18 protein-coding genes and 1 pseudogene are annotated in these 25,628 nt (G+C 60.7%); 13 read left to right on the forward strand and 6 right to left on the reverse strand.

Annotation, left to right across the window (positions count from 1 at the left end):
• Positions 1 to 28 precede the first annotated feature (28 nt).
• From ACSQ9D_RS03910 to ACSQ9D_RS03940, 7 genes are all read left to right on the forward strand, one after another.
• Positions 29 to 700: a response regulator transcription factor gene (locus ACSQ9D_RS03910; RefSeq protein ID WP_018860060.1), complete on the forward strand. Its 672-nt coding sequence runs from the start codon at positions 29 to 31 to the stop codon at positions 698 to 700.
• Positions 690 to 2,093 (forward strand): ATP-binding protein, encoded by a 1,404-nt coding sequence (locus tag ACSQ9D_RS03915; protein ID WP_037117183.1) that lies wholly within the window; start codon positions 690 to 692, stop codon positions 2,091 to 2,093. The genes ACSQ9D_RS03910 and ACSQ9D_RS03915 overlap by 11 nt, the downstream gene beginning before the upstream one ends.
• A 116-nt stretch (positions 2,094 to 2,209) precedes the next feature.
• Positions 2,210 to 2,635 carry a membrane protein gene (locus tag ACSQ9D_RS03920; RefSeq protein WP_024313762.1) on the forward strand — a complete coding sequence of 142 codons (426 nt, stop codon included), beginning with the start codon at positions 2,210 to 2,212 and terminating at the stop codon, positions 2,633 to 2,635.
• Between the two features lie 128 nt (positions 2,636 to 2,763).
• Positions 2,764 to 3,897, forward strand: a complete 1,134-nt coding sequence (gene ccmI / locus ACSQ9D_RS03925; protein ID WP_436281231.1) for a c-type cytochrome biogenesis protein CcmI — start codon at positions 2,764 to 2,766, stop codon at positions 3,895 to 3,897.
• Positions 3,894 to 4,346 (forward strand): cytochrome c maturation protein CcmE, encoded by a 453-nt coding sequence (gene ccmE, locus ACSQ9D_RS03930; RefSeq protein WP_037117179.1) that lies wholly within the window; start codon positions 3,894 to 3,896, stop codon positions 4,344 to 4,346. Before ccmI ends, ccmE begins: the two co-directional genes overlap by 4 nt.
• Positions 4,343 to 6,340, forward strand: a complete 1,998-nt coding sequence (locus ACSQ9D_RS03935; protein WP_436281232.1) for a heme lyase CcmF/NrfE family subunit — start codon at positions 4,343 to 4,345, stop codon at positions 6,338 to 6,340. The genes ccmE and ACSQ9D_RS03935 overlap by 4 nt, the downstream gene beginning before the upstream one ends.
• A 143-nt stretch (positions 6,341 to 6,483) precedes the next feature.
• A complete protein-coding gene (locus ACSQ9D_RS03940) occupies positions 6,484 to 6,981 on the forward strand; it encodes a cytochrome c-type biogenesis protein (RefSeq protein ID WP_436283761.1) in 498 nt (165 codons plus the stop codon).
• Between the two features lie 2 nt (positions 6,982 to 6,983).
• Here the strand turns inward: ACSQ9D_RS03940 and ACSQ9D_RS03945 are convergent, their stop codons facing one another.
• Positions 6,984 to 8,162, reverse strand: coding sequence for an MFS transporter (locus tag ACSQ9D_RS03945; protein WP_436281233.1), 1,179 nt, complete (start codon positions 8,160 to 8,162; stop codon positions 6,984 to 6,986).
• Between the two features lie 219 nt (positions 8,163 to 8,381).
• Between ACSQ9D_RS03945 and ACSQ9D_RS03950 the strand changes: the two genes are divergently transcribed.
• The 4 genes from ACSQ9D_RS03950 (at position 8,382) to ACSQ9D_RS03965 (ending at position 15,259) form a co-directional block, all read left to right on the forward strand.
• On the forward strand, positions 8,382 to 9,941 hold the full coding sequence (locus ACSQ9D_RS03950; protein WP_436281234.1) for a Do family serine endopeptidase: 1,560 nt from the start codon (positions 8,382 to 8,384) through the stop codon (positions 9,939 to 9,941).
• Positions 9,942 to 10,019: 78 nt separating this feature from the next.
• Positions 10,020 to 10,766, forward strand: coding sequence for a response regulator transcription factor (locus tag ACSQ9D_RS03955; RefSeq protein ID WP_037117173.1), 747 nt, complete (start codon positions 10,020 to 10,022; stop codon positions 10,764 to 10,766).
• Entirely contained in the window at positions 10,763 to 12,166 is a 1,404-nt protein-coding gene (locus tag ACSQ9D_RS03960) for a sensor histidine kinase (RefSeq protein ID WP_436281235.1), read from the forward strand. Before ACSQ9D_RS03955 ends, ACSQ9D_RS03960 begins: the two co-directional genes overlap by 4 nt.
• A 135-nt stretch (positions 12,167 to 12,301) precedes the next feature.
• On the forward strand, positions 12,302 to 15,259 hold the full coding sequence (locus tag ACSQ9D_RS03965; RefSeq protein WP_436281236.1) for a bifunctional [glutamine synthetase] adenylyltransferase/[glutamine synthetase]-adenylyl-L-tyrosine phosphorylase: 2,958 nt from the start codon (positions 12,302 to 12,304) through the stop codon (positions 15,257 to 15,259).
• Here the strand turns inward: ACSQ9D_RS03965 and ACSQ9D_RS03970 are convergent.
• Positions 15,256 to 17,574 (reverse strand): PAS domain-containing sensor histidine kinase, encoded by a 2,319-nt coding sequence (locus ACSQ9D_RS03970; protein WP_436281237.1) that lies wholly within the window; start codon positions 17,572 to 17,574, stop codon positions 15,256 to 15,258. The two genes, ACSQ9D_RS03965 and ACSQ9D_RS03970, sit on opposite strands and share 4 nt — an antisense overlap.
• A 183-nt stretch (positions 17,575 to 17,757) precedes the next feature.
• Entirely contained in the window at positions 17,758 to 20,406 is a 2,649-nt protein-coding gene (pepN, locus tag ACSQ9D_RS03975; RefSeq protein WP_436281238.1) for an aminopeptidase N, read from the reverse strand.
• 449 nt (positions 20,407 to 20,855) lie between these two features.
• On the opposite strand from pepN, the gene ACSQ9D_RS03980 reads away from it, so the two are divergent.
• The gene (locus tag ACSQ9D_RS03980) at positions 20,856 to 21,785 is read left to right on the forward strand and encodes a DMT family transporter (protein ID WP_436281239.1); all 930 of its coding nucleotides are present in this window, start codon (positions 20,856 to 20,858) and stop codon (positions 21,783 to 21,785) included.
• Between the two features lie 212 nt (positions 21,786 to 21,997).
• Positions 21,998 to 22,848: pseudogene (locus tag ACSQ9D_RS03985) on the forward strand (hypothetical protein).
• A gap of 88 nt (positions 22,849 to 22,936) precedes the next feature.
• On the opposite strand, the gene ACSQ9D_RS03990 reads toward ACSQ9D_RS03985, so the two are convergent.
• From ACSQ9D_RS03990 to ACSQ9D_RS04000, 3 genes are all read right to left on the reverse strand, one after another.
• Complete coding sequence (locus ACSQ9D_RS03990; protein ID WP_436281240.1) at positions 22,937 to 23,128, reverse strand: hypothetical protein; 192 nt, start codon at positions 23,126 to 23,128, stop codon at positions 22,937 to 22,939.
• 149 nt (positions 23,129 to 23,277) lie between these two features.
• On the reverse strand, positions 23,278 to 24,150 hold the full coding sequence (locus ACSQ9D_RS03995) for a uracil-DNA glycosylase family protein (RefSeq protein ID WP_436281241.1): 873 nt from the start codon (positions 24,148 to 24,150) through the stop codon (positions 23,278 to 23,280).
• A 59-nt stretch (positions 24,151 to 24,209) separates the two neighbouring features.
• Positions 24,210 to 25,502 (reverse strand): Hsp70 family protein, encoded by a 1,293-nt coding sequence (locus ACSQ9D_RS04000; RefSeq protein ID WP_436281242.1) that lies wholly within the window; start codon positions 25,500 to 25,502, stop codon positions 24,210 to 24,212.
• Positions 25,503 to 25,628 lie beyond the last annotated feature (126 nt).

Here is a 25,628-nt window from a genome sequence, read left to right on the forward strand (position 1 = left end):
AGAAGATCAAGCGGAGTAAAGCGGACCGATGCGCATTCTGGTAGTCGAAGATGACGTCAACCTGAACCGGCAGCTCAGCGATACCCTCAAGGAAGCAGGCTACGTCGTCGATCAGGCTTTTGACGGCGAGGAAGGGCATTTCCTTGGCGATACCGAGCCCTATGATGCCATCATCCTCGATATCGGCCTGCCGGAACTGGATGGCGTGACGGTTCTCGAGAAGTGGCGCGGGGCCGGCCGCGGCATGCCGGTGCTGATCCTCACGGCTCGCGACCGCTGGAGCGACAAGGTTGCCGGAATCGATGCCGGCGCCGACGACTATGTCACCAAGCCTTTCCACGTCGAGGAAGTACTGGCGCGTATCCGCGCGCTGATCCGCCGGGCGGCGGGGCACTCTTCGTCCGAGATCATCTGCGGCCCGGTGCGGCTCGATACCAAGAGCTCGAAGGCCACGGTCAACGGCGTGGCGCTGAAGCTGACATCGCATGAATACCGGCTGCTTTCCTATCTCATGCATCACATGGGCGAAGTGGTTTCGCGCACCGAACTGGTCGAACATATGTACGATCAGGATTTCGATCGCGATTCCAACACGATCGAGGTTTTCGTCGGGCGCCTTCGCAAAAAGATGGGCGTCGATCTGATCGAAACGGTGCGCGGGCTTGGCTACCGTATCCAAGCGCCGAACAATGCGAATTAAGTCGCTTACTGCACGCGTCCTGCTGTTGACCACGATCTGGTCAACCGTCGCGCTTGTTGTCATCGGCCTTTTGATCTCGACCCTGTACCGGAAGAGTGCTGAGCGCGGCTTTCAGGACCTGTTGCGCGCCCAGCTCTACAACGTCATCAACTCCGTGACGATTGGCGATCAAGGAGCGCTCAGCGGCAGCCCGCAGCTTGGCGACCTGCGCTTTGCTCAGCCGAAAACGGGCTGGTACTGGGTTGTCGAGCCGCTCGGCACCTACACCGCCCCGCCGCTGGTCTCGCCGTCGCTCGGCTCCGTCTCGATCCCCGTTCCCTCCGTTCTCGAAGCGCCCTTCGACAAGAACTACGAGCGTTACTACCAGGTGACCGATGCCTCGGGGAACCGTATCCAAGTTGCCGAGACCGAGGTCGTGCTGGATACCGATGGTCGCGCCGCGCGCTTCCGCGTTACCGGCAACGTCGACGTGGTCGAAGACGACGTTCGCAATTTCTCCCATAGCCTTTACCTGGCGCTGGCGGGCTTCGGCGTCGGCAGCCTCATCGTCAACGCACTCGCGATTCTCTACGGCCTCAAGCCGCTCGACAAGGCGCGCGCCGCGTTGGAGCGCATCCGCGCCGGCGAGAGCGAGCAGTTGAAGGGCGAGTTTCCGCGCGAGATCCTGCCGCTTGCCAACGAGGTCAACGCCCTTATCGACAGCAATCGCCGCATCGTGGAGCGGGCGCGCATGCAGGTCGGCAATCTCGCCCACTCTCTGAAGACGCCGATCGCCGTGCTGCTCAACGAGGCGCGCGTTCTGGAGCGCTCTCACGGCGACCTCGTGCGCAGCCAGGCGGAGGCGATGCAGGGTCAGGTGCAGTCGTATCTGAACCGCGCCCGAATTGCCGCACAACGCGAATCCGTGCTCGCCCGCACCGACGCCGAACCGGCGATGGAGCGGCTGGTGCGCGTCATGCGACGCTTGAACGTCGACAAGGAGTTCGAACTCACGGTGGCGCCGCCCCATCTCGCGGTTGCCATGGAGCAGCAGGACCTCGAGGAGGTCGTCGGCAACCTTCTGGAGAATGCCGCCCGTTTTGCGGCGACCAAGGTGCGCATGTCCGTCGCGGAGGCACCCGGGGAGCTCAAGGGCGCGGAGGGCAGCGGGCGCCGCCACTGGGTCGAGCTTGTTGTCGAGGACGATGGACCGGGACTTGAGCCGGATCAGATCCGCGAAGCGCTGAAGCGCGGCAAACGGCTGGATGAAAGCAAACCAGGCACCGGGCTTGGGCTGTCCATCGTGACGGAGATTTCCAACGAGTATCAGGGGCGACTCGAATTGTCCCGCGGCGAGTGGCAGGGACTGAAGGCCCGCCTTATTTTGCCAGGCATCACAAAGGATGTTGCGTGAGCAATTGCTTGATGTCACATAGACTTGGGCGATTGCATAGCATGCTTTGCCTTATTGCCGACACGGCTTGGTGCGCGTGTGGCTCGTTGATTGACACCTGATTCTGGTTCGGCTGAATGATGCTACGCTCGCAAGGCATGATCGTTTCCTCGCTTCTCGTCGCCATGACGCTTTCTGGATGTCAATCGACGAAGAGCGGTGGCTCCGGCGGTCTTTTCTCGCGGAAGCCTCCGGCTTCGGCCACCTATATTGCGGCGTTGCAGGGCGGCATCATCGGTCGCAGCGACGTGGAACTCAGCGACAGCGACCGCCAGCGCGCCCTCGAAGCCGAGTATCGTGCCTTGGAAGGGGCCGGCGTCGGACAGCCCGTCGTCTGGAGCGGGCGCAATGTCAGCGGCAAGGTCGTCGCGGCTGCGCCCTATCAGGTCGGCTCGCAGAATTGCCGCCAGTATACCCACAGCGTGACGATCGACGGCAAGGAGACGGTGGCGCGCGGCTCCGCCTGCAGAAACGACAATGGTAGCTGGTCGCCGCTCGGTTAGTCGGTTTTGCAGCATCGAACGGACGATAGGATGAGCCGCACGCGGCGTATTGCGGCCAAACGCCTCAAATAATCGTCATTGCGGCTTTGCTTGTTGGAATAGACGTTCGCTTCGAGTATTTGGCGCCTATGCTTTTCTGGATTCTTGTGGCCGTTTTGACGGCGGCCGTTGCTGTCATTCTGCTTTATCCGCTTTTGCGTGGAGCGAGAGCGGTCGAAGATACGCGCGCCGGCGAGGCTGCCGTCTATCGCGATCAGTTGCGAGAGCTCGATCGCGACCTTGCCGGCGGTCTGATTTCAGCCGAGGAAGCGGACTATGCGCGGGCCGAAATCGGCCGACGGCTGATCACCGTCTCGGTCGTACCGGTCACCGATCGCAAGGTCACCAAGCATCACCGTCTCTCCGAAGCCTTCGTGCTGCTGATGCTGCCGGTCGTGGGGCTCTGTCTTTACATTCTGGTGGGGCGACCGGATTTGCCGTCGCAGCCGCTGGAAGCCCGAATTGAGAACCCCGGCAACGATATGGCGATCCTGATCGTCAAGGCCGAGCGCCATCTGGCGCAGAGCCCCGATGACGGCAGGGGCTGGGAGGTGCTGGCGCCGATCTACTTCAACACCATGCGCGTTGCCGAAGCCGAGACCGCCTATCGCAATGCGATCCGTCTGCTCGGGCCAAGTGCTGCGCGGCTGGACGGACTTGCCGAGACGTTGATGGCGACCTCGAACGGCGTCGTCACCGAAGATGCGCGCAAGGTGTTGGAACAGTCGCTTCAACTGCAGCCCGACAATCCGAAGGCGAGCTTCTACCTTGCGCTCGGCATGGAACAGACGGGCCAGGCTGCCGAGGCTAAGGCCGCCTTTGAAGCCCTCGCCAAGCAATCGCCCGCCGACGCGCCCTGGATGCCGCTGGTCGCCGAGCATATTGCGAAGAACGGTGGTCAGTCGCCGGGCGGCGCTGGGCAGGCGCCGGGCAATCCGACGCAGGCAGACGTTGCTTCCGCCGAGAGCATGAACACGGGCGATCGGCAGCAAATGATTCAGGGCATGGTGGAAAGCCTCGATGCAAAGCTCACCGAAGACCCGAACAATCTAGAAGGCTGGTTGCGGCTTGTCCGCTCTTATGTCGTATTGAAGGACAAGGATCGTGCGGTTGGAGCGCTGAAGCGCGGACTGGCAGCGTTTCCGGCAGGCAGCGAGCAAGGCAAGCAGCTGCTGGCGTTGGCACGAGAGCTCGACATCGCGACGGAAGGAATGACGGAATGACGCGCAAGCAGAAACGCTTGGCAATCATCGGTGGCGGCATGAGTTTCATCATTGCCGCCGTGCTGCTCGTCATGTTCGCCTTCAGCCAGTCGGTCGCCTATTTCTATATGCCGGCGGATATCGCGAAAAATCCGGTGCCGCCCGGAACCCGGATCCGGCTTGGCGGTCTTGTCGGCGACGGCAGCATCGTGCGCGGCGCTGGATCGACGGTGCAGTTTGCCGTGACCGACGCGACTGGCGACCTGGTCAGGGTACGATATACCGGCATTCTCCCCGACCTCTTTCGCGAGGGGCAAGGGGTCGTGACCGAGGGCCGTTTCGAAACCGGCAGCGATGTCTTCACCGCCGATACGGTGCTCGCCAAGCACGACGAGAAATACATGCCCAAGGAAGTCGCCGACAAGCTGAAGGCGCAAGGGCTCTGGAAGGAAGGAGAGGCGGTGCAATGATCATCGAGATCGGCCACTATGCTCTTATCCTGGCGCTTGCCACAGCGCTCATTATCTCCGTTGTTCCAGTGATCGGTGCACGGCGCCTCGACCGGGCGATGATGGACGTCGCGTCCGTAGGCTCCCTTGCGATGTTCGCGCTGGTGACGTTCTCGTTCGCCGTCCTGACTTACGCCCATGTCGTCTCCGACTTTTCGGTGGCGAACGTCTGGGAGAATTCGCATTCGCTGGTGCCGCTGCTTTTCAAGTTTTCCGGCGTTTGGGGCAATCACGAAGGCTCGATGATGCTCTGGCTGCTGATCCTGGTGCTCTTCAGCGCTTTGGTTGCAGCCTTCGGGCGCAATTTGCCGGACTCGCTTCGGGCAAACGTGCTTGCCGTTCAGGCCTGGATATCGGTCGCGTTCATCCTGTTCATCCTTCTTACCTCCAACCCCTTCATGCGGCTGGATCCGGCCCCGGCCGAGGGGAAGGACCTCAACCCTGTCCTGCAGGACGTCGGTTTGGCGATCCACCCGCCGTTGCTCTATCTCGGCTACGTCGGCTTCTCCGTCTGCTTCTCCTTCGCCGTGGCAGCGCTGCTCGAAGGGCGCATCGACGCCGCGTGGGCGCGCTGGGTGCGCCCCTGGACGCTGGCTGCCTGGACGTTTCTGACGCTCGGCATCGCCATGGGTTCTTATTGGGCATACTACGAGCTTGGATGGGGCGGCTGGTGGTTTTGGGACCCGGTCGAGAATGCATCATTCATGCCATGGCTTGCCGGAACGGCGCTGCTGCATTCGGCGCTCGTCATGGAAAAGCGCGAGGCGTTGAAGATCTGGACGGTGCTGCTTGCCATCCTGACGTTCTCGCTATCGCTCATAGGCACCTTCCTTGTCCGATCCGGCGTCCTGACGTCGGTACATGCTTTTGCCAGCGATCCGTCGCGCGGCGTCTTCATCCTGTGCATTCTGCTGGTTTTCATTGGCGGCGCGCTGTCGCTCTTCGCATTCCGCGCGCCGCTCCTGTCGGCAGGCGGCTTGTTCGCTCCCATCTCGCGCGAAGGGGCGCTCGTCCTCAACAATCTGATCCTCACCGTGGCTTGTGGCACCGTGCTGACCGGTACGCTCTATCCGCTGCTGCTGGAGACGCTGACCGGCGACAAGATCTCGGTCGGACCGCCCTTCTTCAACATGACCTTCGGCTTGTTGATGGCGCCGCTGCTGGTGATCGTCCCCTTCGGTCCGCTGCTGGCATGGAAGCGCGGTGACTTGCTGGCTGTTTTCCAGCGGCTCTATCTGGTTGCGACCCTGGCCTTTGTTACGGCGGTCATTTTTTTCTATATCGAGCATGGCGGCCCGGTGCTTGCCGTGCTCGGGCTGGCTGCCGCTTTGTTCCTGATTTTCGGCGCGATTGCCGATCTTTCGTACCGCGCGGGCGTGGGCAAGGTCGCGGCTTCTGTCGCCTGGAGGCGCCTTGCCGGCCTGCCGCGCTCGGCCTTCGGCACGGCGCTCGCCCATGCTGGGCTGGGCGTCGCCGTCCTCGGCATCGTCGCGGTCACGACCTTCGAAACCGAGCATGTGCTCGAGATGAAACCCGGCCAGACCGTGGAGGCCGGAGGCTACTCCGTGCGTTTCGACGGCATGAAGCCGGCCACTGGCCCGAACTACAGCGAGGAGCGAGGCCACTTCAGCATCGGCCGCGGTGGCGTGGAGGTGGCCGATGTCTGGTCATCCAAGCGGATCTACGCGGCACGCCAAATGCCGACCACGGAAGCCGGCATTCTGACTTTCGGCCTTAGCCAGCTCTACATGTCCCTCGGGGATCCTACGGACGATGGCGGTATCGTCGTGCGTATCTGGTGGAAGCCCTTCATCCTCTGCATCTGGGGCGGTGCGGTGATCATGGCGATCGGTGGGTTTGTTTCGCTCAGCGACCGGCGTCTGCGTGTAGGCGCTCCGAGCCGGAGAGCAAAGCTGATGAAGCCCGCGGCTCCTGCAGTGGAGGCGGCGGAATGACCGGCGCACCGTCTCTGTCGCTCCTGTGCTTGTCACAGGAATCAAGCGCGCCGAAGTCTTTCGGCGCAGAAGACACATTCGTGGACAAAGGTTCATTCATGGCGCGCACGCACCATGGCTGGATTCCTGTGACAGGCACAGGAATGAGGGGAGGCGAGCTTCGGCGCATCAAGCGGGGGTCGCGCTTTGTCTCCGGGCTTCTCGCTGCTCTTTTTGTTCTCGTCGTGCCGCTGACCGCCTTGGCCGTCAATCCGGATGAGGTCCTTGCCGATCCTGCGCTCGAGGCGCGAGCCCGGGCGATCTCCGCGGAACTGCGCTGCATGGTCTGCCAGAACCAGTCGATCGACGATTCCAACGCCGAGCTTGCGAAAGATTTGCGCTTGCTGGTGCGCGAGCGGCTCACCGATGGCGACACCGACGAACAGGTGATGAACTACATCGTTTCTCGATATGGCGAGTTCGTGCTGTTGAAGCCGCGCTTTGAAACGAAGACGATCCTTCTATGGGGCGCTCCGCTCCTGCTGGTTGTTGCAGGCGGCCTGTCGCTGATCGTCTTCGCGCGGAAGAGGGCGGGCAAGCCGACGGGCTCCAAGCTGACGGCCGAAGAACAGGCCCGTTTGAGCGAACTGCTCGACGAGTGATCTTACGACCGCTTGCGGAGGCGGCCTCGCACCACTGATGCGACGAGTGCCGCGGTGAATGCCAGCACCACGCAGCCGGCCGCGACTGGTCCTGCAGATGGCGAATACACGTCCATCACCGCGCCGACCGAGGACGAGCCCGCCGCGCTGCCGAGGGCATAGGCAAGGGCGAAGGCAGCACTTCCAGCGACAAGCGTATCTCCGGCATAACGTTCGCCGAGAATCGTCAAGGCGCAGGTGTAGAGCGAAAAACTCGCTGCTCCCATGATGCCGAACATCACCAAAATTGCTGCCTGCGACTGAAGAAACGGGATCGCGATGAAGCTCAGCCCCGCGAGGAGGCCGGAGCAGATGGCGACTCCGAAGCGCGAGGTCTTGTCGAGAAGCCAGCCGACCAGCGGTTGGGCAAGTGCGGTCGGTAGCGCGAGCACTGTAACGCTGATGGCGGCGAACGCCTCGGAATAGCCGAGCCGGACGAAATAGACCGGCATGGCTGAGATGGCGGCAATATCGGCGAATGCAAATGCGACCACCATGCAGATCAGCATCGGTGCGCTTCTGACAAACTTGAAGAGCGCTCCTGATGCGGCCTGCTCGGGAAGCGTCCGTGCTCTCCTGGTAAGGATGATTGTCAGGAAGGCGACGCAGGCGACGTAGATGGCAAGCAGCGCGAAGGCAAAGCCTTGCTCCGTGCCGAAGATCGGAATCACCAGCGGACCCGCGGCAAAGCCACCGCACATGCCTGCCCCATAGAGACCTGAGACGCGCCCGCGCAGGCGGTCAGGGCAGGCCGTGTTGAGCCAGGCCTCGCTCAGCATGAAGATGAGGCTGACGAAGAAGCCAAGAAAAAATCGGGCGACGCACCACACCCAGAAAGTGTCGAATGTCGCGAAGGTCGAGAGACTGACCGCACAGCCAACGAGGCCGGCGACGATCAGCCGGTCGCCCCGCACTTTTCGCGACAGCCACGTCACCGCGAACGTCGCCACGGCCAAACCTGCTGCAAAGCAACCGGCGTTGAAGCCGATGAGGCTCGGCGAAACGTTGCGATGCTCAAGGACAAGAGAAATCAGCGGATAGGTCAGTCCCTGTGCAACCGCGAAGGCGGTGACACCGAAGATGACGGCGGCGAGCGCAGCAGTATCGGGCGCAAAATCCTCTCCCGTGACCACATGGGCCATGGTTTCGTCCTCCTCCGGTTGTAGCAGGAGGCTTATCGACTCCCAGCGCTTTAGTCGAGAGAGATTGCTCCACCGGATCGCAATGCGATCGTATTGCACATTACGAATTTTTCATCGCTCGGACAGTTCGCAGTAAGGTGTGCCGTCCTATATCTTCCTTCATCAACCGATCCGGTCATCCTGATCCTGTAGATGTTGAAGTCAAAGAAGGTGCCACTCATGTTCAAGAATATCAAAGCTCCGTCGCTCAATACCGCGCTGAAGGCCTCGACCGTCGCGGGTCTTGCCGCTGCGGTGCTTGCGACCGGTATTCCCCTCGAAATCACTCGCTCCTATGCCGAAGCTGTCAAGGTTCAGGCTCCGTCCGTTCCGAGCTTCGCGAACGTCGTCGATGCCGTTTCGCCGGCGGTCGTTTCGGTACGTGTCGAAAATCGCGTCAAACCGGTGTCCGATGATGATGCCAACGGCTTCGCCTTCGACTTCAACGGTCGCGGCTTCGACGATCTTCCGGATGCCCTGAAGCCTTTCTTCCGTCAGTTCGGTGAGCAAGGTCAGCAGGATCGCCGTGGTCCTCCGCACCATGGCCCGCAGGATGGCAAGGGCCGCCTGCGTCCGGTTGCCCAGGGCTCGGGCTTCTTCATTTCTGAGGATGGTTACATCGTCACCAACAACCACGTCGTTTCCGATGGCGCAGCCTTCGTTGCAGTGATGAACGACGGCACCGAGCTTGATGCCAAGCTGATCGGCAAGGATCCGCGTACGGACCTCGCCGTTCTCAAGGTTGATGGCAAAGGCCGCAAGTTCAGCTACGTCAACTGGGCGGATGACAACAATGTTCGCGTCGGCGACTGGGTTGTTGCGGTCGGTAACCCCTTCGGTCTCGGCGGCACGGTAACAGCCGGTATCGTCTCGGCACGTGGCCGCGACATCGGCTCTGGTCCGTATGACGACTACCTGCAGGTTGACGCCGCAGTGAACCGCGGTAACTCCGGTGGCCCGACCTTCAATCTCAATGGCGAAGTCGTCGGCATCAACACCGCGATCTTCTCTCCGTCCGGCGGCAGTGTAGGTATTGCGTTTGCCATCCCGGCGTCTACGGCCAAGGATGTCGTTGCCGACCTCATGAAGGATGGACAAGTCTCCCGCGGCTACCTGGGCGTTCAGATCCAGCCCGTTACCAAGGACATCGCCGATTCGCTCGGCCTTTCCGAGGCGAGCGGCGCGCTTGTTGTCTCCGCTCAGGCAGGTACGCCGGGTGAGAAGGCGGGCATGAAGGCTGGCGACGTGGTGACCGCCGTCAACGGCGAGACGGTCAAGGATGCCCGCGACCTCAGCCGCCGCATCGGCGCCATGACGCCCGGCAAGAAGGTGGAGCTCTCCGTCTGGCGCTCCGGCAAGGCTCAGTCTCTGACGGTCGAACTTGGCACGCTGCCTGCTGAACAGAAGGATGCTTCCGCTGACGACGGCGATCAGGCGCCGGAAACCCAGGCTCCTGCTTCCGAAAAGGCACTTGCCGACCTCGGCCTGACGGTTGGGCCTTCTGACGATGGCAAGGGGCTTCAGATCACTGGTATCGACCCGGACTCCGACGCTGCCGACAAGGGCATCAAGGAAGGCGAGAAGATCACCTCGGTCAACAACCAGGAAGTCTCCAAAGCCGATGATGTCGTCAAGGTCCTGAACCAGGCCAAGAAAGATGGCCGCACGCGGGCACTCTTCCAGATCCAGTCGAAGGACGGTAGCCGCTTCGTCGCCCTTCCGATCAACGGCCAGGGTTAATCCTCCCAACCCTGACAGAGTGGGGAGCCGCGCCTTCTGGGCGCGGCTCCCTTTCGCCAATATCTGCAGGTGATCGCAATGACCTTTGTGCAACAGGAAGAAGCTTTGAGCCTTGCCGAAACGCAACCGGCGGGTAATGTCGGCCGCATGAAGATTCTCATCATCGAAGACGACCTCGAAGCAGCCGTCTATCTCACCAAGGCGTTTCGTGAGGCGGGCATCGTGGCCGATCACGCAAGCGATGGCGAAAGCGGGCTCTTCATGGGCTCGGAAAACACCTACGACGTGATCGTCATCGATCGCATGTTGCCGCGCCGCGACGGTCTGTCCGTCATCAGCGAATTGCGCCGCAAGGGAATCCACACGCCTGTTCTCATTCTCTCTGCCCTCGGTCAGGTGGACGACCGCGTTACCGGCCTCAGAGCGGGCGGCGACGACTATCTGCCGAAGCCCTATGCGTTCAGCGAACTTCTTGCGCGTGTCGAGGTGCTCGGTCGTCGCAAGGGGGCGCCGGACCAGGACGTTGTTTACCGCGTCGGCGACCTTGAACTCGATCGGCTTGCGCATGAGGTCCGCCGCGGAGGCAAGGAGATACCGTTGCAGCCGCGCGAATTCCGTCTGCTTGAATATCTGATGAAGAACGCCGGCCAGGTGGTGACCCGCACGATGCTTCTCGAGAACGTCTGGGATTACCACTTTGATCCACAGACCAACGTCATCGACGTGCACGTTTCCCGGCTGCGGTCCAAGATCGAGAAGGACTTCAGCCAGCCGCTTCTCAAGACCATTCGCGGCGCGGGGTATATGATCAAGGACGAGGGATGAACCGTTTCTGGTTTGTCTTCAAGTCCACGGCAGTCCGCCTTTCGGCACTTTACATTCTGCTCTTTGCCATCTGCGCCGCGACGCTGGTTTTCTATGTGACGGCGATGTCCGAGCGGCTTCTGACGAACCAGATCCGCGAAGCCGTGCAGCAGGAAGTGGACCAGGTCCAGCGGGCCTACGACGCCGGCGGCATGAATCTCCTTCTGCGCACGATGGAGCGCCGCGCGCGCCAGCCCGGCGCCAATCTCTACATCATTGCCGGTCCCTCGGGCGATATCCTTGCCGGGAACGTCGCATCCGTGCAGCCCGGTGTGCTCGATGAAGAGGGGTGGACTTCCTTGCCCTTTATGTATCAGCGCTACGCCGATAGCGGCCTCAGCCGCCGGCATATGGCCGTTGCCAACATTTTCGTGCTGGACAACGGGCTGCGTCTGCTAATCGGCCGCGACCTCGGCGAGCCTGAGGCATTCCGCGGGCTGGTAAGGCAGGCTTTGATGATCGCTCTCGCGATCATGGGCCTCGGGGCCATCATCATCTGGTTCGGCATCGGTCGAAACGCCCTGAAGCGCATCGACCGCATGTCCGACGCGAGCAAAAAGATCATGGCCGGGGATCTCTCGCAGCGGCTTCCGGTCGGGGGCTCAGGCGACGAGTTCGATCGTCTGTCCGTCTCGCTCAATACGATGCTCGGCCGGATAGAGAAGCTGAACGAAGGGTTGCGGCAAGTTTCCGACAACATTGCGCATGACCTGAAGACCCCGCTGACGCGGTTGCGCAACAAGGCTACCGACGCCCTGGATACCGCAGACGCCGAGGTGCGACGCACCGCGCTTGAGGGGATCATATCCGAGTCCGATCAGTTGATCCGCACGTTCAATGCTCTGCTGATGATTTCGCGCGTCGAGGCGGGTTCGGTCGCCGCCGAAATGTCGCTGGTCGATCTCTCCGCCATCGTCGCAGACAGCGCGGAACTGTATGAGCCCGTCGCCGATGATGCAGGGCTTGCGCTCACCTCGTCGATCGAGCCTGACATCGAAGTTCAGGGCAACCGCGAGCTGATCGGCCAAGCGATTTTCAATCTCATCGACAACGCCATCAAGTATTCCTCGGATGCGCAAGGCCACGGCGATATCGCGCTGAAGTTGCTTCGCCGCGCCGATGGCATTTGCCTCTCCATCGCTGATCGCGGGCTAGGTGTCCCGGCCGAGAAGCGCGAAGATGTACTGAAGCGCTTCGTGCGGCTGGATGAAAGCCGCTCCAAGCCCGGCACCGGTCTTGGCCTCTCCTTGGTGGAGGCGGTCATGGAATTGCATGGCGGGAAACTGGAGCTGGCCGACACTGATCCGCAGAATCAGGAGAAGCGAGGTCTCACCGTCAGCATGATCTTTCCGGTGAAATAGCGCTGACCATCATGGCGGCAGCGGATCGAATTCGATGTTGGCCATTGCCGCCACAGACCCTACCTTAGAGCGTAATTGCCGGAAGTTGCTATGATTCTCCCGGCGGTTTGCGGTTCTGTTTGCCAGGGAGGGTGCATGCTGACGAGTTCGAGGCATAGCCTTGTTGAAGTCGCCGACGGGTTGCTGAAGCCTCTGAACAAGAGCGAGCTGAAGCTTGCGCAAGCGGATCTCCAAAGGATCGGCAAGAGCGAGCCCGATGTGGCGGAGATGCTCAAGGCGGAAGGCGGATTTCGCGACTTCATCACGGCCGCGCTGACCTTGTCTCCCTATCTGCGTGACATCGCGAATATCGATACGGCAATTCTCGCAACTGCAATTTCGGAGCCGCTGGAACCCCGGATAGAGGGGCTGATCGCAGAAGCGCGCGCATGTTGGAAGCCGGCGGCAAGCGGCGATCTGCCGAGTGAAGCCGACGTGATGAGCCGCCTGCGTATCATCAAGCGCAAGGTCGCCTTCCTTGTCGCCATGGCAGATCTCGCCCGGATATTCGAGGGTCGCGCGACCACGGCCTGGTTGAGCAAGCTTGCGGAAGCGTCTGTCGGTGCGGCGATAGACCACCTGCTGCTTGCCGCCCATGACGGGGGCAAGGTCACGCTAAAGGATGTCTCCGCTCCCAGCGAGCGCTCGGGCCTGATCGTCCTCGGCATGGGCAAGCTCGGCGCTTCCGAACTCAACTACTCGTCCGATATCGATCTCGTCGTATTCTTCGACGAAGAGGCAGGGATCATCCCGGATCCGGACGACGCGATCGAAATCTTCCCGCGGCTGATGCGACGGCTGGTGCGGATCATGCAGGAGCGTACGGCGGATGGATATGTCTTCCGAACCGATCTGCGGCTGCGGCCCGATCCAGGTTCAACGCCGCTTGCCATCCCTGTCGATGCGGCGATGATCTACTATGAGGGCAGGGGGCAGAACTGGGAGCGTGCCGCCTTCATCAAGGCGCGCGCCGTCGCTGGCGATATCCAGGCTGGCGAGCAGTTCCTGCGCGGGCTCGTTCCGTTCGTCTTTCGCAAGTATCTCGACTACGCCGCCATCGCCGATATTCATTCCATCAAGCGCCAGATCCATGCCCACAAGGGGCATGGCGCGATCGCGGTCAAGGGCCACAACGTCAAGCTCGGTCGCGGCGGCATCCGCGAGATCGAGTTCTTCGCGCAGACACAGCAGTTGATCGCCGGTGGCCGGATGCCGGCACTTCGTTGCCGCGGCACCGAGGAGACGTTGGCGGAGCTGACAAAGGCGAAATGGATTGACGAGGAAACGCGGGACGAGCTGACCGAGGCTTATTGGTTCCTTCGCGATGTCGAGCATCGAATTCAAATGGTGCACGACGAGCAAACACATCTTCTGCCCGAGACCGAAACCGATCTGAAGCGCATCGCCTTCATGATGGGGTACGACGACACGTCGAGTTTTGCCGCGCGCTTGGTCGAGGTCTTCAAAACGGTCGAGCGACGCTATGCTCGCCTGTTCGAACAGGAGACCAAGCTTTCAACGGAAACGGGCAATCTGGTTTTTACCGGACAGGCCGATGACCCCGATACGCTGAACACGCTGCGCAAGCTGGGCTTCGAACGACCCTCCGATATCTCCCGTGTCATCCGCACGTGGCATTACGGTCGCTACAAGGCGACGCAGTCCGTGGAGGCGCGCGAGCGCCTGACCGAGCTGACGCCGGAACTGCTGCACGTGTTCGGTGAGAGCAAACGCGCCGATGAGGCGATCCTGCGGTTCGACAGCTTTCTCTCGGGCCTGCCCGCAGGCATTCAATTGTTTTCGCTCCTCGGCAGCAACCCGGCGCTCCTATCGCTGATCGTCAACATCATGTCCTCTGCGCCGAAGCTGGCTGAGGTGATTGCCGCCAAGCCGCATGTTTTCGACGGCATGCTCGATCCCGGCCTGATGGCGGAATTGCCGACGCGCGCCTATCTCGCGGAACGCATTGGCGGCTTTCTCGCGCCCGCGCGGTACTATGAGGAGGTGCTGGATCGGCTGCGCATCTTCGCCTACGAACAGCGCTTCCTCATCGGCATCCGGCTGTTGACCGGCGCGATCCGGGGCGCCATGGCCGGCCGGGCTTTCACGCATTTGGCCGATCTCGTCCTCGAAACGGCACTCGATGCCGTCATGAAGGAGATCAGGACGGCACATGGCGATTTTCCGGGCGGCCGCGTGGCTGTCGTCGGCATGGGCAAGCTCGGGAGCTTCGAACTCACTGCCGGCTCTGACATCGATATCATCTTGCTCTACGACTACGACGATGAAGCCGCCGAATCCTCTGGCCCCAAGCCTCTCGACGCGGCGCGCTACTTCACCCGCGTCACGCAACGGCTGATCTCGGCGCTCTCGGCGCCGACGGCGGAGGGCGTACTCTATGAGGTCGACATGCGCCTCAGGCCGTCGGGAAACAAGGGGCCGGTCGCTACCCGCCTCAAGTCCTTCGAAAAATATCAGCGTGATGAGGCTTGGACTTGGGAACACATGGCGCTGACGCGTGCCCGCCTCGTGTGCGGAGACAGAGAACTGATCGGTGAGGCCGAGCGGATCATCGCCGAAGTGCTCTTCTCGAAGACCGACTCAGAAAAGGTCGCCAAGGACGTGTCCGCGATGCGGGCCTTGATAGAGCAGGAAAAGCCGCCGGCCAGCATCTGGGACCTGAAGCTTATTCCCGGCGGACTGATCGATATCGAATTCATCGCGCAGTATCTGCGGCTAGTGGCCTCCACGAAGGGCATCGCCGTTGAGGAGGACGACTTCAACACGGCGGGGCAGGTGAAGCTTATCGGTGTGGAGCTGATGGACCGCGATGACATGGAACTCTGCCTGGCAGCGCTGTCGCTCTATACGGATATTTCGCAGCTGATCCGCCTGTGCATCGACGGTCTGTTCGATCCCAAGGAAGCTCCGGCGGGCCTCACCGATCTCGTTTCCCGTGCCGGTGACTGCCCTGACATCAAGACGCTTGAGGGAGAGATCAAGCGTCTTTCGAAAGCCGTCAGGAAAATTTTCCAGACGGTAGTGAAATCTTAGTGGCCGTTGTTCGGAATGTGCAGTGAAATGACGGTGCCGATCGCCTCGCGCGACCGGATCTTCATTTTGCCCCCGTGAAGGGTCGTCAACGAACGAGAAATCGCGAGACCGAGGCCAGAGCCTCCTTTGCTCTTTGCGTACTGGTTTTGCACCTGTTCGAAAGGCTGGCCGATCTTGCCGAGCGCCGCGTGAGGGATGCCGATACCGGTGTCGGCAATTGTCAGCATGACGCCGCTGTTGGTGCGACGAGTGCGAACGGCGATACGGCCACCTTCGTTGGTAAACTTTACCGCGTTGGAGAGCAGGTTGAGCAGGATCTGCTTCATTGCGCGGCGATCGGCGGTCAGCCTCATGCCATCGCAAATGCGCTGCTCGACGAAGATATTCTTCTGTGCGGCCGGGATCGCGGTGAAGCGAAGGCTTTCTTCGATGAGCGGCGCGAGATCGATCGTTTCGCACTCAAGCTTCATGTGGCCTGCTTCGATCTTCGACATGTCGAGAATATCGCTGATGACGTTCAGGAGGTGCTTGCCGCTATCGTGGATGTCGCGCGCGTATTCATTGTACTTCGACGAGCCGAGCGGGCCAAACATCTGATCCTGCAGGATTTCCGAAAAGCCGAGGATTGCGTTGAGCGGCGTGCGAAGCTCGTGGGACATGTTCGCCAGGAACTCGCTCTTCGCCCGGTTGGCGCCTTCTGCGCGCTCTTTCTCGACGAGATAGTTGGAGTTGGCGACAGAGAGTGCAGCCTTCTGGCTTTCCAGAGTCTGACGGGAAGCGGAGAGGTCACCGATCGTCGCCATGAGCCGGCGTTCGGAGTCACGCAGACGCTCCTGGTTGCGTTTCAGCAACGTGATATCGGTGCCGACAGAAACCATGCCGCCGTCGCGCGTACGGCGCTCATTGATCTGCAGCCAGCGCTCGTCAGCAAGCTGCACTTCGGTCGTACGGGAGTAGCCGGAGCCATCTGCGTCGGCGATGCGGCGTTCGATCACCGGGCGTGCTGCCGCGGCATTGACAAGTGTGCGCTCGGTCCCCGGGACCAGAACGCTATCGGGAAGTCCGTACGCCTGCTGGAAATGCGCGTTGCACATGACGAGACGGTCGTTCTTATCCCATAGCACGAAGGCTTCCGATGTGCATTCGATGGCGTCGGCCAGCCGCTGATCGGCCTCGGCGTAACGCTGGGCGAGGCGATGCTGCTCGGTCACGTCCATTGCGATCCCGATCATGTGGACGCGGCCGGAATTGGTACGGATCACCTGGGCGCGAGCCCGCATCCAGACATAATGGCCGCCGGCATGCCGCATGCGGAATATCTGGTCGACCTGACCGGCATCGCCACGGGCGATCGACCGGGCGATTTCGTAGACACCGCCGTCATCCGGATGCATCAGGCGGGCCGCATCGCTGAAGCACATCGTCCGCTCCGAAGCGGGAAGGCCCAGCATCTCGTACATCGAGCGCGACCAGTAGAATTCGCGGCTGTCGAAATCGAAGTCCCAAAGTCCGCAGCGGCCGCGCGACAGCGCGGTTTCGACGCGGAGGTTCGACTCTAGAAAGATATCGTCGGCATCGCGGGCGCGCTTCACCTGCATGTAGTAGGCGTATAGGATGACGAGCAGGATCGAGGAGATGCCTGCGAAGAGTGTCACGTTCAGCGTGACGTCGTCCCGCCAGAGTTTGCCGATCCGCTCCAGCGATGTCGCGGCGATGACATAACCCCCGGAACCGCTGATCAGAGTAATCTCGGCGTAGTGGGGACGGCCGCTGATCGTCGTTTCGATGACGCCGGCGCGATCGCCGAAACGGCGGATCGCTGAGATCTCCGAGAAAAAATCGCCGACGCTGGCGCCAAGATAGGCTGAGCCAGCTGCCGTTGCTGCGAACACCTTGCCGCTCGGCTGCACCAGCAGCACGAAGGCGTCATCGTCCAGGCGATCCTGCGGAAGAAAGCGCGCCAGCCGAGCCTGCGCCTGCATGGCGTCTGCGGTTTCGAATATCGGGTTGGCATCGGCGAAGGCCGCAGCGGCAGTCGCGGCGGCAAGTGCGGTGGAATGGCGGGCGGCGGCCTCTGTCCGACCATACTCGGAGACCATTCCGAAAAAGTGCGATGCAGCCACAACCGTAAGGAAGGCTACGATCAGAATCGGTATAATTCGCTTCAGGACGATTTCGACCTGGGAGAGGTTGCGCGAGGACGACGAGGAAACGCGGGAGCGCCTGGCTGAAAAGCTATCACGCCAGGCCAGGAGGTCGTCGAAATCGACACGCAGCCGTCCGTCGGCTGCGGTTGCCCGCCGCACGTTCATCATCTCTTCAGCCTTGATCCCTCGTGTGATTCGCAGCGCCGCTCGCCCGAACCTTGCTCAATGAATCACTGGTGATTCGCCTTGTCCAGAGGAAAAGGTAAAAATTTGTTAACCGATTCTAGATGCTGAATTTTCTTCGGCGATCGGAAAGCCGCTGTGGGTGGTGCAGCGACTTGCGATGGCAAATCACCCTTTGAGAGTGCGTTCGACGATGTCGCGGACGTCGGTCGAAAGCTCGGCAGCCCGTTCGATTTCCAACAGGGACACGCGGGCGTGGTCCTGCCGAACCGGCTCCAGGGAGCGCCAGGAGCGCATTGACGTCAGGATGCGGGCCGCCAACTGAGGGTTGCGCCGGTCGATGTCGAGGATCTCACGGGCGAGGAAGCGGTAGCCTTCTCCATCGGCGCGGCCGAAGCCCGTCGGATTGGCGAAAGCAAAGGTGCCGACAAGCGAACGAACGCGATTGGGGTTGGTCCTGTTGAACAGAGGGTTCTCCATCAGCTTCAGCACCCGATCGAGGGTGCCGGTGCCGGGTATGGTTGCCTGCACCGAGAACCACTTGTCGACGACCAGTGCGTTTTCAGCGAAGCGATCCCGGAAGATCGACAACGCTTCGACAGCTTCCGCACTCTCCGGAAAACGGTGCGCAAGGATCGTCAGCGCATGCAGCAGGTCGGTCATGTTGTTGGCAGCATCGAAGGCAGCCTTGGTGCGAGCCGGCGAATGCTCCGTGTAGGAGAGGTAAGTCAGTGCAGCGTTGCGCAAGGCACGGCGACCCGCACTCGTTGCGTCCGGGCTGAAGGCGCCCGGCGTTGTCATCGAGTCATAGAGTGCAACGAAGGTGTCCCGTCCCGCGTCGGCGAGGTGCTTCATAACCGCCTGGCGTCCGGCATGGATGGCGTCTGGATCGATGTTGCCACCGAGTTCGCGGGCGATGTCGGCTTCGCTTGGCAGGGCCAGCGCCTGGGCGCGGAAGGCGGGCTCGAGGCCCTCGTCAGCGGCGGCAATAACCAGGGTGTCGACGAATGTCGGCTCAGAACCGACAGTCTTTCCTTCGCGGGCATCGCGCGCCGCCTTCAGAAGGTTCGGAAGTGCAAGGTCCGTCAGCGCCTGCCAGCGCGCGAAATGGTCTGTCTCGCAGCGGGCAAGCAGGGCGAGGTCGGCGGGCGACTGGTCGAAATGGAGATTGATCGGTGCTGAGAAGCTGCGATTGATCGAAACAACCGGCCGCTTTGGAACGCCGTGGAATGCGGCCGTTTGCGCGCGCTCGGTCAGATGCAGCACGCTGCCCGCATACTCCGCACCTTCGACGGAGGTCGGAGCCACGGCTGCACCATCCTCTGCGAAGAGCTGAAGGCTCAGCGGGATGTGCATCGGCCTCTTGTCGGACTGGCCGGGCGTTGCGGGGATCATCTGCTCCAGCGAAAGGCTGAAGGTCTTCGCTGCGGCATCGTATGAGCCGGAGGCCGTAACCAGCGGCGTGCCCGCCTGATGATACCAGAGTGAGAACTGTGTAAGGTCGCGTCCGCTGGCGTCCTCGAAACATTTGACGAAGTCCTCGATCGTCACAGCCTGGCCATCATGACGATCGAAGTAGATGTCCATGCCCTTCTTGAACGTCTCCTTGCCGAGCAGCGTTGCGATCATTCGCGTAACTTCGCTGCCCTTCTCATAGACAGTCGTCGTATAGAAGTTATTGATTTCACGGTATTTTATTGGTCGAACGGGATGAGCGAGCGGACCTGCATCCTCCGGGAACTGCTCGGATTTCAGGTGACGAACCTCGGCGATGCGCTTGACCGGGCGAGAGCGCTGATCGGCCGAGAACTCGTGGTCGCGATAGACGGTCAATCCTTCCTTCAGGCACAGCTGGAACCAATCGCGGCAGGTAATGCGGTTGCCGGTCCAGTTGTGGAAGTATTCGTGGGCAATGATCGCTTCGATGTTGGCGTAGTCGCTGTCGGTGGCCGTTTCCGGATCGGCAAGGACGTACTTGTCGTTGAAGACATTGAGCCCCTTGTTCTCCATGGCGCCCATGTTGAAATCGGAGACTGCGACGATCATGAAGATGTCGAGATCATACTCGCGTCCGAAGACGTCTTCGTCCCACTTCATCGAGCGTTTCAGCGCGTCCATCGCATAGGCGGCACGCGGCTCTTTGCCGTGCTCGACATAGATCTTCAGCGCGACCTCGCGACCGGACATCGTCGTGAACGTGTCTTCGATGATGCCGAGATCGCCGGCGACCAGCGCGAAGAGATAGCTCGGCTTGGGATGCGGATCGAACCAGGCGGCAAAGTGTTTGCCTTCGCCATAGCCGGCGCCGCCGAGGAAATTGCCGTTCGACAGCAGCAGCGGATTGGCGGCCTTGTCGGCAATGATATTGACCGTGTAAGGCGCCAGGACGTCGGGGCGGTCGGGGAAATAGGTGATGCGGCGGAAGCCTTCTGCCTCGCACTGCGTGCAGTAGATACCGCCGGTGCGGTAGAGGCCCATCAGTTTCGTATTGGCTTCGGGGTTGATGATCGTTGTGATCGTCAATTCGAACGGATCGGATGCCGGTAGATTGCGGACTGTCAGGCTTTCCGGCGTCACGGTATATTGGTCCGCCGGCATTTCGATCTGGTCGAACAGCAGGCCGGAAAGCGTCAACTCATCGCCATCGAGCACCAGCGAGGCCTTGGGATCGACGCCTTCGCGGCGATGGAAGATCAGTCGCGCTTCGACCTTCGTTTCAGTGGGATCGAGTTCGAACGTAAGGTCCACGCGTTCCAGAACGAATTCGGTGGGCTGGTAGTCTGCCAGATTGATGACCTGGCCGGTATCTGTACGCATGATGTTCCCTGAAGACCTTGAGCGGATGACTGCTTCGTCTGCGGAGTGGGCACTCCGCCACAAATTTTGGGGGCATGATTACATTAAAGTCTGAACTAAAGTTAAAGCGAAATCGCGGCAGCGGAAGATTTGGAGACACTGGAGGCGGCTATATTTGGGCGGACCTGGGAACGGGATTTGAGGCTGACGGCTGCTTTGATCCTCATCGTCTTGAGTTCGCTGAACGACGAACCTGCTTCGTATTTCCGACGCTGAGATCTCGGGATTTGTACCAATTCCCTCGGTCGCCACGCCTATCGAGCATGGCGTGGCGATCATCTGTCTGCTCGGGGGCTCTGTAAACTTTCCGATTTTCTATCTGTTCATTCGGCACAACGACTGTCACAGTCACGCTGCGTCGAGTCTGGCGCGTTCTCCTGCCTCAAAACAGCAATACAAGAGTGCAAGACATGCGGTCGGCTACGGTAAACCCGATGAGGGGCATTGCGTTCAAGGTCGGCTCGGTTGTTGTCTTCCTTGCAATGCAGACCTTCATCAAGCTTGCCGGCAGCGACATTCAGCCGGGGCAGGTGACTTTCTGCCGTTCCTTGTTCGCGCTGTTTCCGATCATGGCCTACCTGGCTTATCGTGGACAATTGCGATCGGCATTTTATACGGCCAATCCGATCGGACACCTGAAGCGGGGGACGCTCGGCATCATATCGATGGGACTAGGCTTCTACGGGCTGCTGCACCTGCCGCTGCCGGAGGCGATTGCGCTCGGCTACGCGATGCCGCTTGTCGCCGTGATTTTTGCGGCGCTGTTCCTCGGTGAAACCGTGCGAATCTACCGCTGGAGTGCGGTACTTTTCGGAATGGTGGGCGTGGCCATCATATCTTGGCCGAAGCTCACCCTTTTTCGCGAGGGCGGCATCCATGCCGAGCAGGCGATCGGTGCCATCACGGTGCTGCTGGCTTCCGTGCTCGGCGGCATGGCGATGATTCAGGTGCGGCGACTGGTGGAGGAAGAGAAGACGGCAACAATCGTTCTCTATTTTTCGATCATTGCCACGGCGTTCTCGCTCGTGACGGTTCCATTCGGTTGGCAGGTCCTTGATCTGAAACCGCAATTGCTTCTCGTTGCGGCCGGCTTCTGCGGGGGCGTGGCGCAAATCCTGTTAACGGAGAGCTATCGGCACGCAGATGTCTCGACGGTTGCTCCGTTTGAGTACACATCGATCGTCATCGGAAGCGTCATCGCCTATTTTGTGTTTGGCGATGTCCCAGGCGGCAGCACGCTGGTGGGGACTGCAATTGTCGTGGCAGCCGGGATATTCATCATCTACCGCGAGCACCAACTTGATCTGGAGCGCCGCGCCGCTCGGCAAGCCGGATCGTGAGAGCCGCCTCAATCCTAGCTTTGTGATGGTGTCGCTGACGTTCTCTCGTTATGCGGGATAAATTGAAACGACATAGTGAACCTATCCGAACGCTTGTTGCGCCTTATGAACTTGACGAAGCTTCATTTATTCGCGAATGCGCATGTTATGGATTGATCGGACGGCGTGGTGCCGGGGGTGCCGACGCCGGGCATGTGCGCGTCGGGAGAAAAATGCCTTTTAGTGCCGAAGACTTGGTTGCAAACCCGAAGTTCATCCTAGCGATCCGCTTCCACGCGGGGCGCATGCGCGGCATGTTCGATGCTGGCCCGCGACTGGCACGATTGCTTGCTTCTCAGCAACGCTGGCTGCTGACGCAGACCGCCTATGCCCTCGCCATGGAGCGCGATCCTGCTGATCCGGCCTCAGGCTTCACTGCCGTTCGGCTGACGGGCGAGATCACCTCCCGCAAGGTGGCCAGCCGCAACACGGTGCTGAGCTTCATCGACGAACTCTTCACCTATCGCTTCATCGCCTACGAGCCGGGGGCGGAGCGGCGGCGCCCTCGCCAGTTCGAGCCGGCGGAAATCAGTCATCAGGCGATGTTTGGCTGGCTGGTCTCGAACCTGGGAGCCCTTGATCTGCTGGATGGCGGAAGCCGGGTTGCCCATGTTCAAGCCCACCCTGAATTGATCCGCATCATGCAGCCGCGGATCGCGCGCAATTGCCTTCAGGATCCGCAGTGGCGGGAGCCCTCAGAGCATGTGGCGCTTTTCCTGTGGAACGATGCTGGCGGGCTGATCGTCGATCATCTTGTCTCCCGGATCGATCTGCAAGGAAATGACCCCGACCGCGTTGTGGTCGGTCATGTCGACAGTCGCGCCCTGCGGCGGATTTCATGATATCGCGCACGCATTTGCAGCGGCTGTTCGCCAAGGCGGCGCAGCAAGGATCTCTTGGCTGGAATGCGACCGACAGGAAACCTGTACTCTGGATCTCGCGCTCGTTCGTCGAGCAGTACAGTCTGTGGCAAGCGATTAAGTTCGCGTATGTTGATGAGGCGTTCCACTGGGGGACCAGATAGTGCGGCAGGGCGCGGCCAGATCGGCGAGAATCGCGCTTGGTGATACAGCGCGCAATGGGCAAGAGGCCAGCAAATGCCAGCCTCGACCTCAGTATTGCTGGAAATCCGCAAAGAGCGTGGCGGGACGCGCGATGCGCCCGCTGGCGCCAGTCCCACGAGCAACCATCTGCTCGTTTGTGGCGAAGCCGATGCGGCTGTAGCTTTGCGTTGAGCGACCCTGCTCATTGGCAAGGCGAAGGGTTTCAAACCCGCAGTGGATAGAACGAAAACGTGCAGTCATTGCCTTGGTTCCTGTTGATTCCTCCCAAGACACACCACAATATTGCACTGCAGCATGAGGTTTTCAATGCATTAGAATAAGCGGCAGGTATGCACAAAGCGCATGGATATTTTCATGAAACGTTTAGATTTGCCTATTTGGAGGGCATATTAGAGTGCTGCCAGTTTGGCCTGAAAAGCCAAAAGATCGTTCCAGGCCAATCGTTTGTTGACCGGTGCCGTCAATAGATCTTGCGGATGCAATGTCGCGATCGCAGGAACGATGCGGTTTCCGACCGCGACCTCCCGCCATTGCCCGCGCAAGCCGTGAATCGTATCGTTCTCGCCGAAAAAGACCCGGGCGGCAAAATTGCCGAGCACGAGAATCGCCTTCGGCTCGGCAAGCGCGATCTGCCGCTCGATGAAAGGACGGCAGATATCCATCTCGGCGGTCGACGCAATGCGATTGCCAGGTGGTCGCCAGGGAATGACCTGCGTCAGCACTATGGCATCGCGCTGCAGGCCGATGGCCGCGAGCATTTTGTCGAGCAGTTGGCCAGCTCGCCCGGCAAAGGGTTGGCCTTCACGATCGTCGTCGGCCCCTGGCGCCGAACCGATGACCATGATTCCGCTGGTCGCATCTCCGCTAGCGAAGATCGTCGAACGTGCGCTGTGCTTGAGATTGCATCCATTGAATTCCTCAATCGCTGTTTTCAGCTCCGGCAGCGAACGGGCGCTTTCGGCCGCGAAGCGTGCCTGTTGCACGGCCTCGCCATCGGGGATCGAAGGCTGCGGGCGCAAAGCCGCACGCTCGGGGGCAGGGGCGTTCCTTTGCGTCGCCTGAACTGCCGGGCGGGCAGAGGTTTCCCGAGCTTCGGTGGCCTGCGGCGCCGAGGCCGCGCTCCGCTTGGCCGCCTTCATCGCCTGGAACTCAGCGAAGCGATCGACGGCTTCCTCTTCGAGCAGCCATTCCACGCCCGATTCGGCATGGAAATGCAGAAGCGCGGCGAGTTCGCCCGGAGAAAGTTCGTTGGCGGAGATCATGGCAGCGACTTTAGCGAAGCCGCGACGTCAAAGAAAGAGCGCGTTGGTCGCAAGACGACCTATTGCACCGTCCATTGCGTGATGTCCTCGCGCTCGCCGATCAGTGCCAAGCCGTGCGCGATGGAAAGGAGCTCGCCGCCTGTCTCGATGCGGTCCTTGTCGAAGCGCTCGGTAAAGATGCGACGCACAGCCGGGACAAACGACGTGCCACCCGTGAGGAACACCTTATCGATCATCTCAGATGTCGTGTTGGTCTTTTCCAGCACATCATCAAGCGCCGCCTCGATTCGCGCGAGGTCATCTGCAATCCAGGTTTCGAAATCGGCCCGGCGGATTGTCCGGTGTCCACCGCGACCGAGGGGGGCAAAGTCGAAAGCAGCCTCGTCGGCCGCGGAGAGCGCCATTTTCGTGGCCGATACGGCCTGATAGAGGGGATAACCCTCGTCGTGATCGACCAGATCGATGAACGTCTCAAGCTTCTCGGGTTCGAGTGCCGCGCGCACGAGCTTTTTGAGATCCTCGAATTCGCGCGATGTCTTGAAGATGGAGAGCTGATTCCAGCGGCCGAAGCTCGAATAATAGTTCGTCGGAACTTCAAGGATCTTGTCGAAACTCTTGAAATGGCTCCCCTTGCCGATCTGCGGGGCCACGATGTTGTCGATCATGCGATAGTCGAAGTGGTCGCCGGCAATTCCCACGCCCGAATGACCGATCGGGGTTGCTGTCAGTTTTCCGCCGACTGTTTCGAAGCGGATGAGCGAATAGTCGGTCGTACCACCACCGAAGTCGGCGACAAGCACAGTGGCATCCGACTTCAGATTCTGCGCGAAGTAGAATGCCGCCGCCACGGGTTCGTAGACATAATGAACCTCGGGAAGGCCGAAGCGGGAAAGTGCCTCGTTGTAGCGCTTTGTCGCCAGAACCGGATCAGGGTTCGCGCCGGCAAAATGCACCGGGCGGCCCGTAACGATGCGCTTGATATCGGACGGCCAGTTGTCACCGGCGTAGTTGCGCAGGCGACGAATGAAGACCTCCATCAGATCCTCGAAACTGTGACGCTTTGCGTAAATGAGTGTGCCCTGGAAAAGAGCGCTTGCCGCAAAGGTCTTGATCGACTGCAGGAACCGACAATCGCCCGGATTGTCGATAAATTGCCGGATCGCGGCGTGACCGGCCTCGACCTTCAAGGCGGACGCGCCGAGTTGCGGATCCTTCATGAAGGACAATGCAGTGCGCATGCTGTCGGCGCTGCCGGCTGCGCTCGTGAAGGCCATCGAATGCGTCGTCTGCCCGTCCGCCGTCGCCAAAACTGTGTTGGTTGTGCCGAAGTCGAATCCCAGCGCCTGAGCCATGCTCGCACCTCATCATGCCGATTGTTTTTTGGGAACGGAGGCAGGCTCCGCAAAGGCGCGCAACGACACGCCCGAATTCAAAGAGGGCGCGTGATGCCACAGAGGCAGTCGTTATTCAAGGCTTAG

The sequence above is a fragment of the Rhizobium sp. LjRoot258 genome (assembly GCF_964254185.1).
Classification (GTDB): domain Bacteria; phylum Pseudomonadota; class Alphaproteobacteria; order Rhizobiales; family Rhizobiaceae; genus Rhizobium.

Excerpts from the sequence above, each read along its gene's own strand:
- ACSQ9D_RS03910 (WP_018860060.1), top strand. The coding sequence starts at position 29 with ATGCGCATTCTGGTAGTCGAAGATGACGTCAACCTGAACCGGCAGCTC.
- ACSQ9D_RS03915 (WP_037117183.1), top strand. The coding sequence starts at position 690 with ATGCGAATTAAGTCGCTTACTGCACGCGTCCTGCTGTTGACCACGATC.
- ACSQ9D_RS03920 (WP_024313762.1), top strand. The coding sequence starts at position 2,210 with ATGATGCTACGCTCGCAAGGCATGATCGTTTCCTCGCTTCTCGTCGCC.
- ccmI (WP_436281231.1), top strand. The coding sequence starts at position 2,764 with ATGCTTTTCTGGATTCTTGTGGCCGTTTTGACGGCGGCCGTTGCTGTC.
- ccmE (WP_037117179.1), top strand. The coding sequence starts at position 3,894 with ATGACGCGCAAGCAGAAACGCTTGGCAATCATCGGTGGCGGCATGAGT.
- ACSQ9D_RS03935 (WP_436281232.1), top strand. The coding sequence starts at position 4,343 with ATGATCATCGAGATCGGCCACTATGCTCTTATCCTGGCGCTTGCCACA.
- ACSQ9D_RS03940 (WP_436283761.1), top strand. The coding sequence starts at position 6,484 with ATGAGGGGAGGCGAGCTTCGGCGCATCAAGCGGGGGTCGCGCTTTGTC.
- ACSQ9D_RS03945 (WP_436281233.1), bottom strand. The coding sequence starts at position 8,162 with ATGGCCCATGTGGTCACGGGAGAGGATTTTGCGCCCGATACTGCTGCG.
- ACSQ9D_RS03950 (WP_436281234.1), top strand. The coding sequence starts at position 8,382 with ATGTTCAAGAATATCAAAGCTCCGTCGCTCAATACCGCGCTGAAGGCC.
- ACSQ9D_RS03955 (WP_037117173.1), top strand. The coding sequence starts at position 10,020 with ATGACCTTTGTGCAACAGGAAGAAGCTTTGAGCCTTGCCGAAACGCAA.
- ACSQ9D_RS03960 (WP_436281235.1), top strand. The coding sequence starts at position 10,763 with ATGAACCGTTTCTGGTTTGTCTTCAAGTCCACGGCAGTCCGCCTTTCG.
- ACSQ9D_RS03965 (WP_436281236.1), top strand. The coding sequence starts at position 12,302 with ATGCTGACGAGTTCGAGGCATAGCCTTGTTGAAGTCGCCGACGGGTTG.
- ACSQ9D_RS03970 (WP_436281237.1), bottom strand. The coding sequence starts at position 17,574 with ATGATGAACGTGCGGCGGGCAACCGCAGCCGACGGACGGCTGCGTGTC.
- pepN (WP_436281238.1), bottom strand. The coding sequence starts at position 20,406 with ATGCGTACAGATACCGGCCAGGTCATCAATCTGGCAGACTACCAGCCC.
- ACSQ9D_RS03980 (WP_436281239.1), top strand. The coding sequence starts at position 20,856 with ATGCGGTCGGCTACGGTAAACCCGATGAGGGGCATTGCGTTCAAGGTC.
- ACSQ9D_RS03990 (WP_436281240.1), bottom strand. The coding sequence starts at position 23,128 with ATGACTGCACGTTTTCGTTCTATCCACTGCGGGTTTGAAACCCTTCGC.
- ACSQ9D_RS03995 (WP_436281241.1), bottom strand. The coding sequence starts at position 24,150 with ATGATCTCCGCCAACGAACTTTCTCCGGGCGAACTCGCCGCGCTTCTG.
- ACSQ9D_RS04000 (WP_436281242.1), bottom strand. The coding sequence starts at position 25,502 with ATGGCTCAGGCGCTGGGATTCGACTTCGGCACAACCAACACAGTTTTG.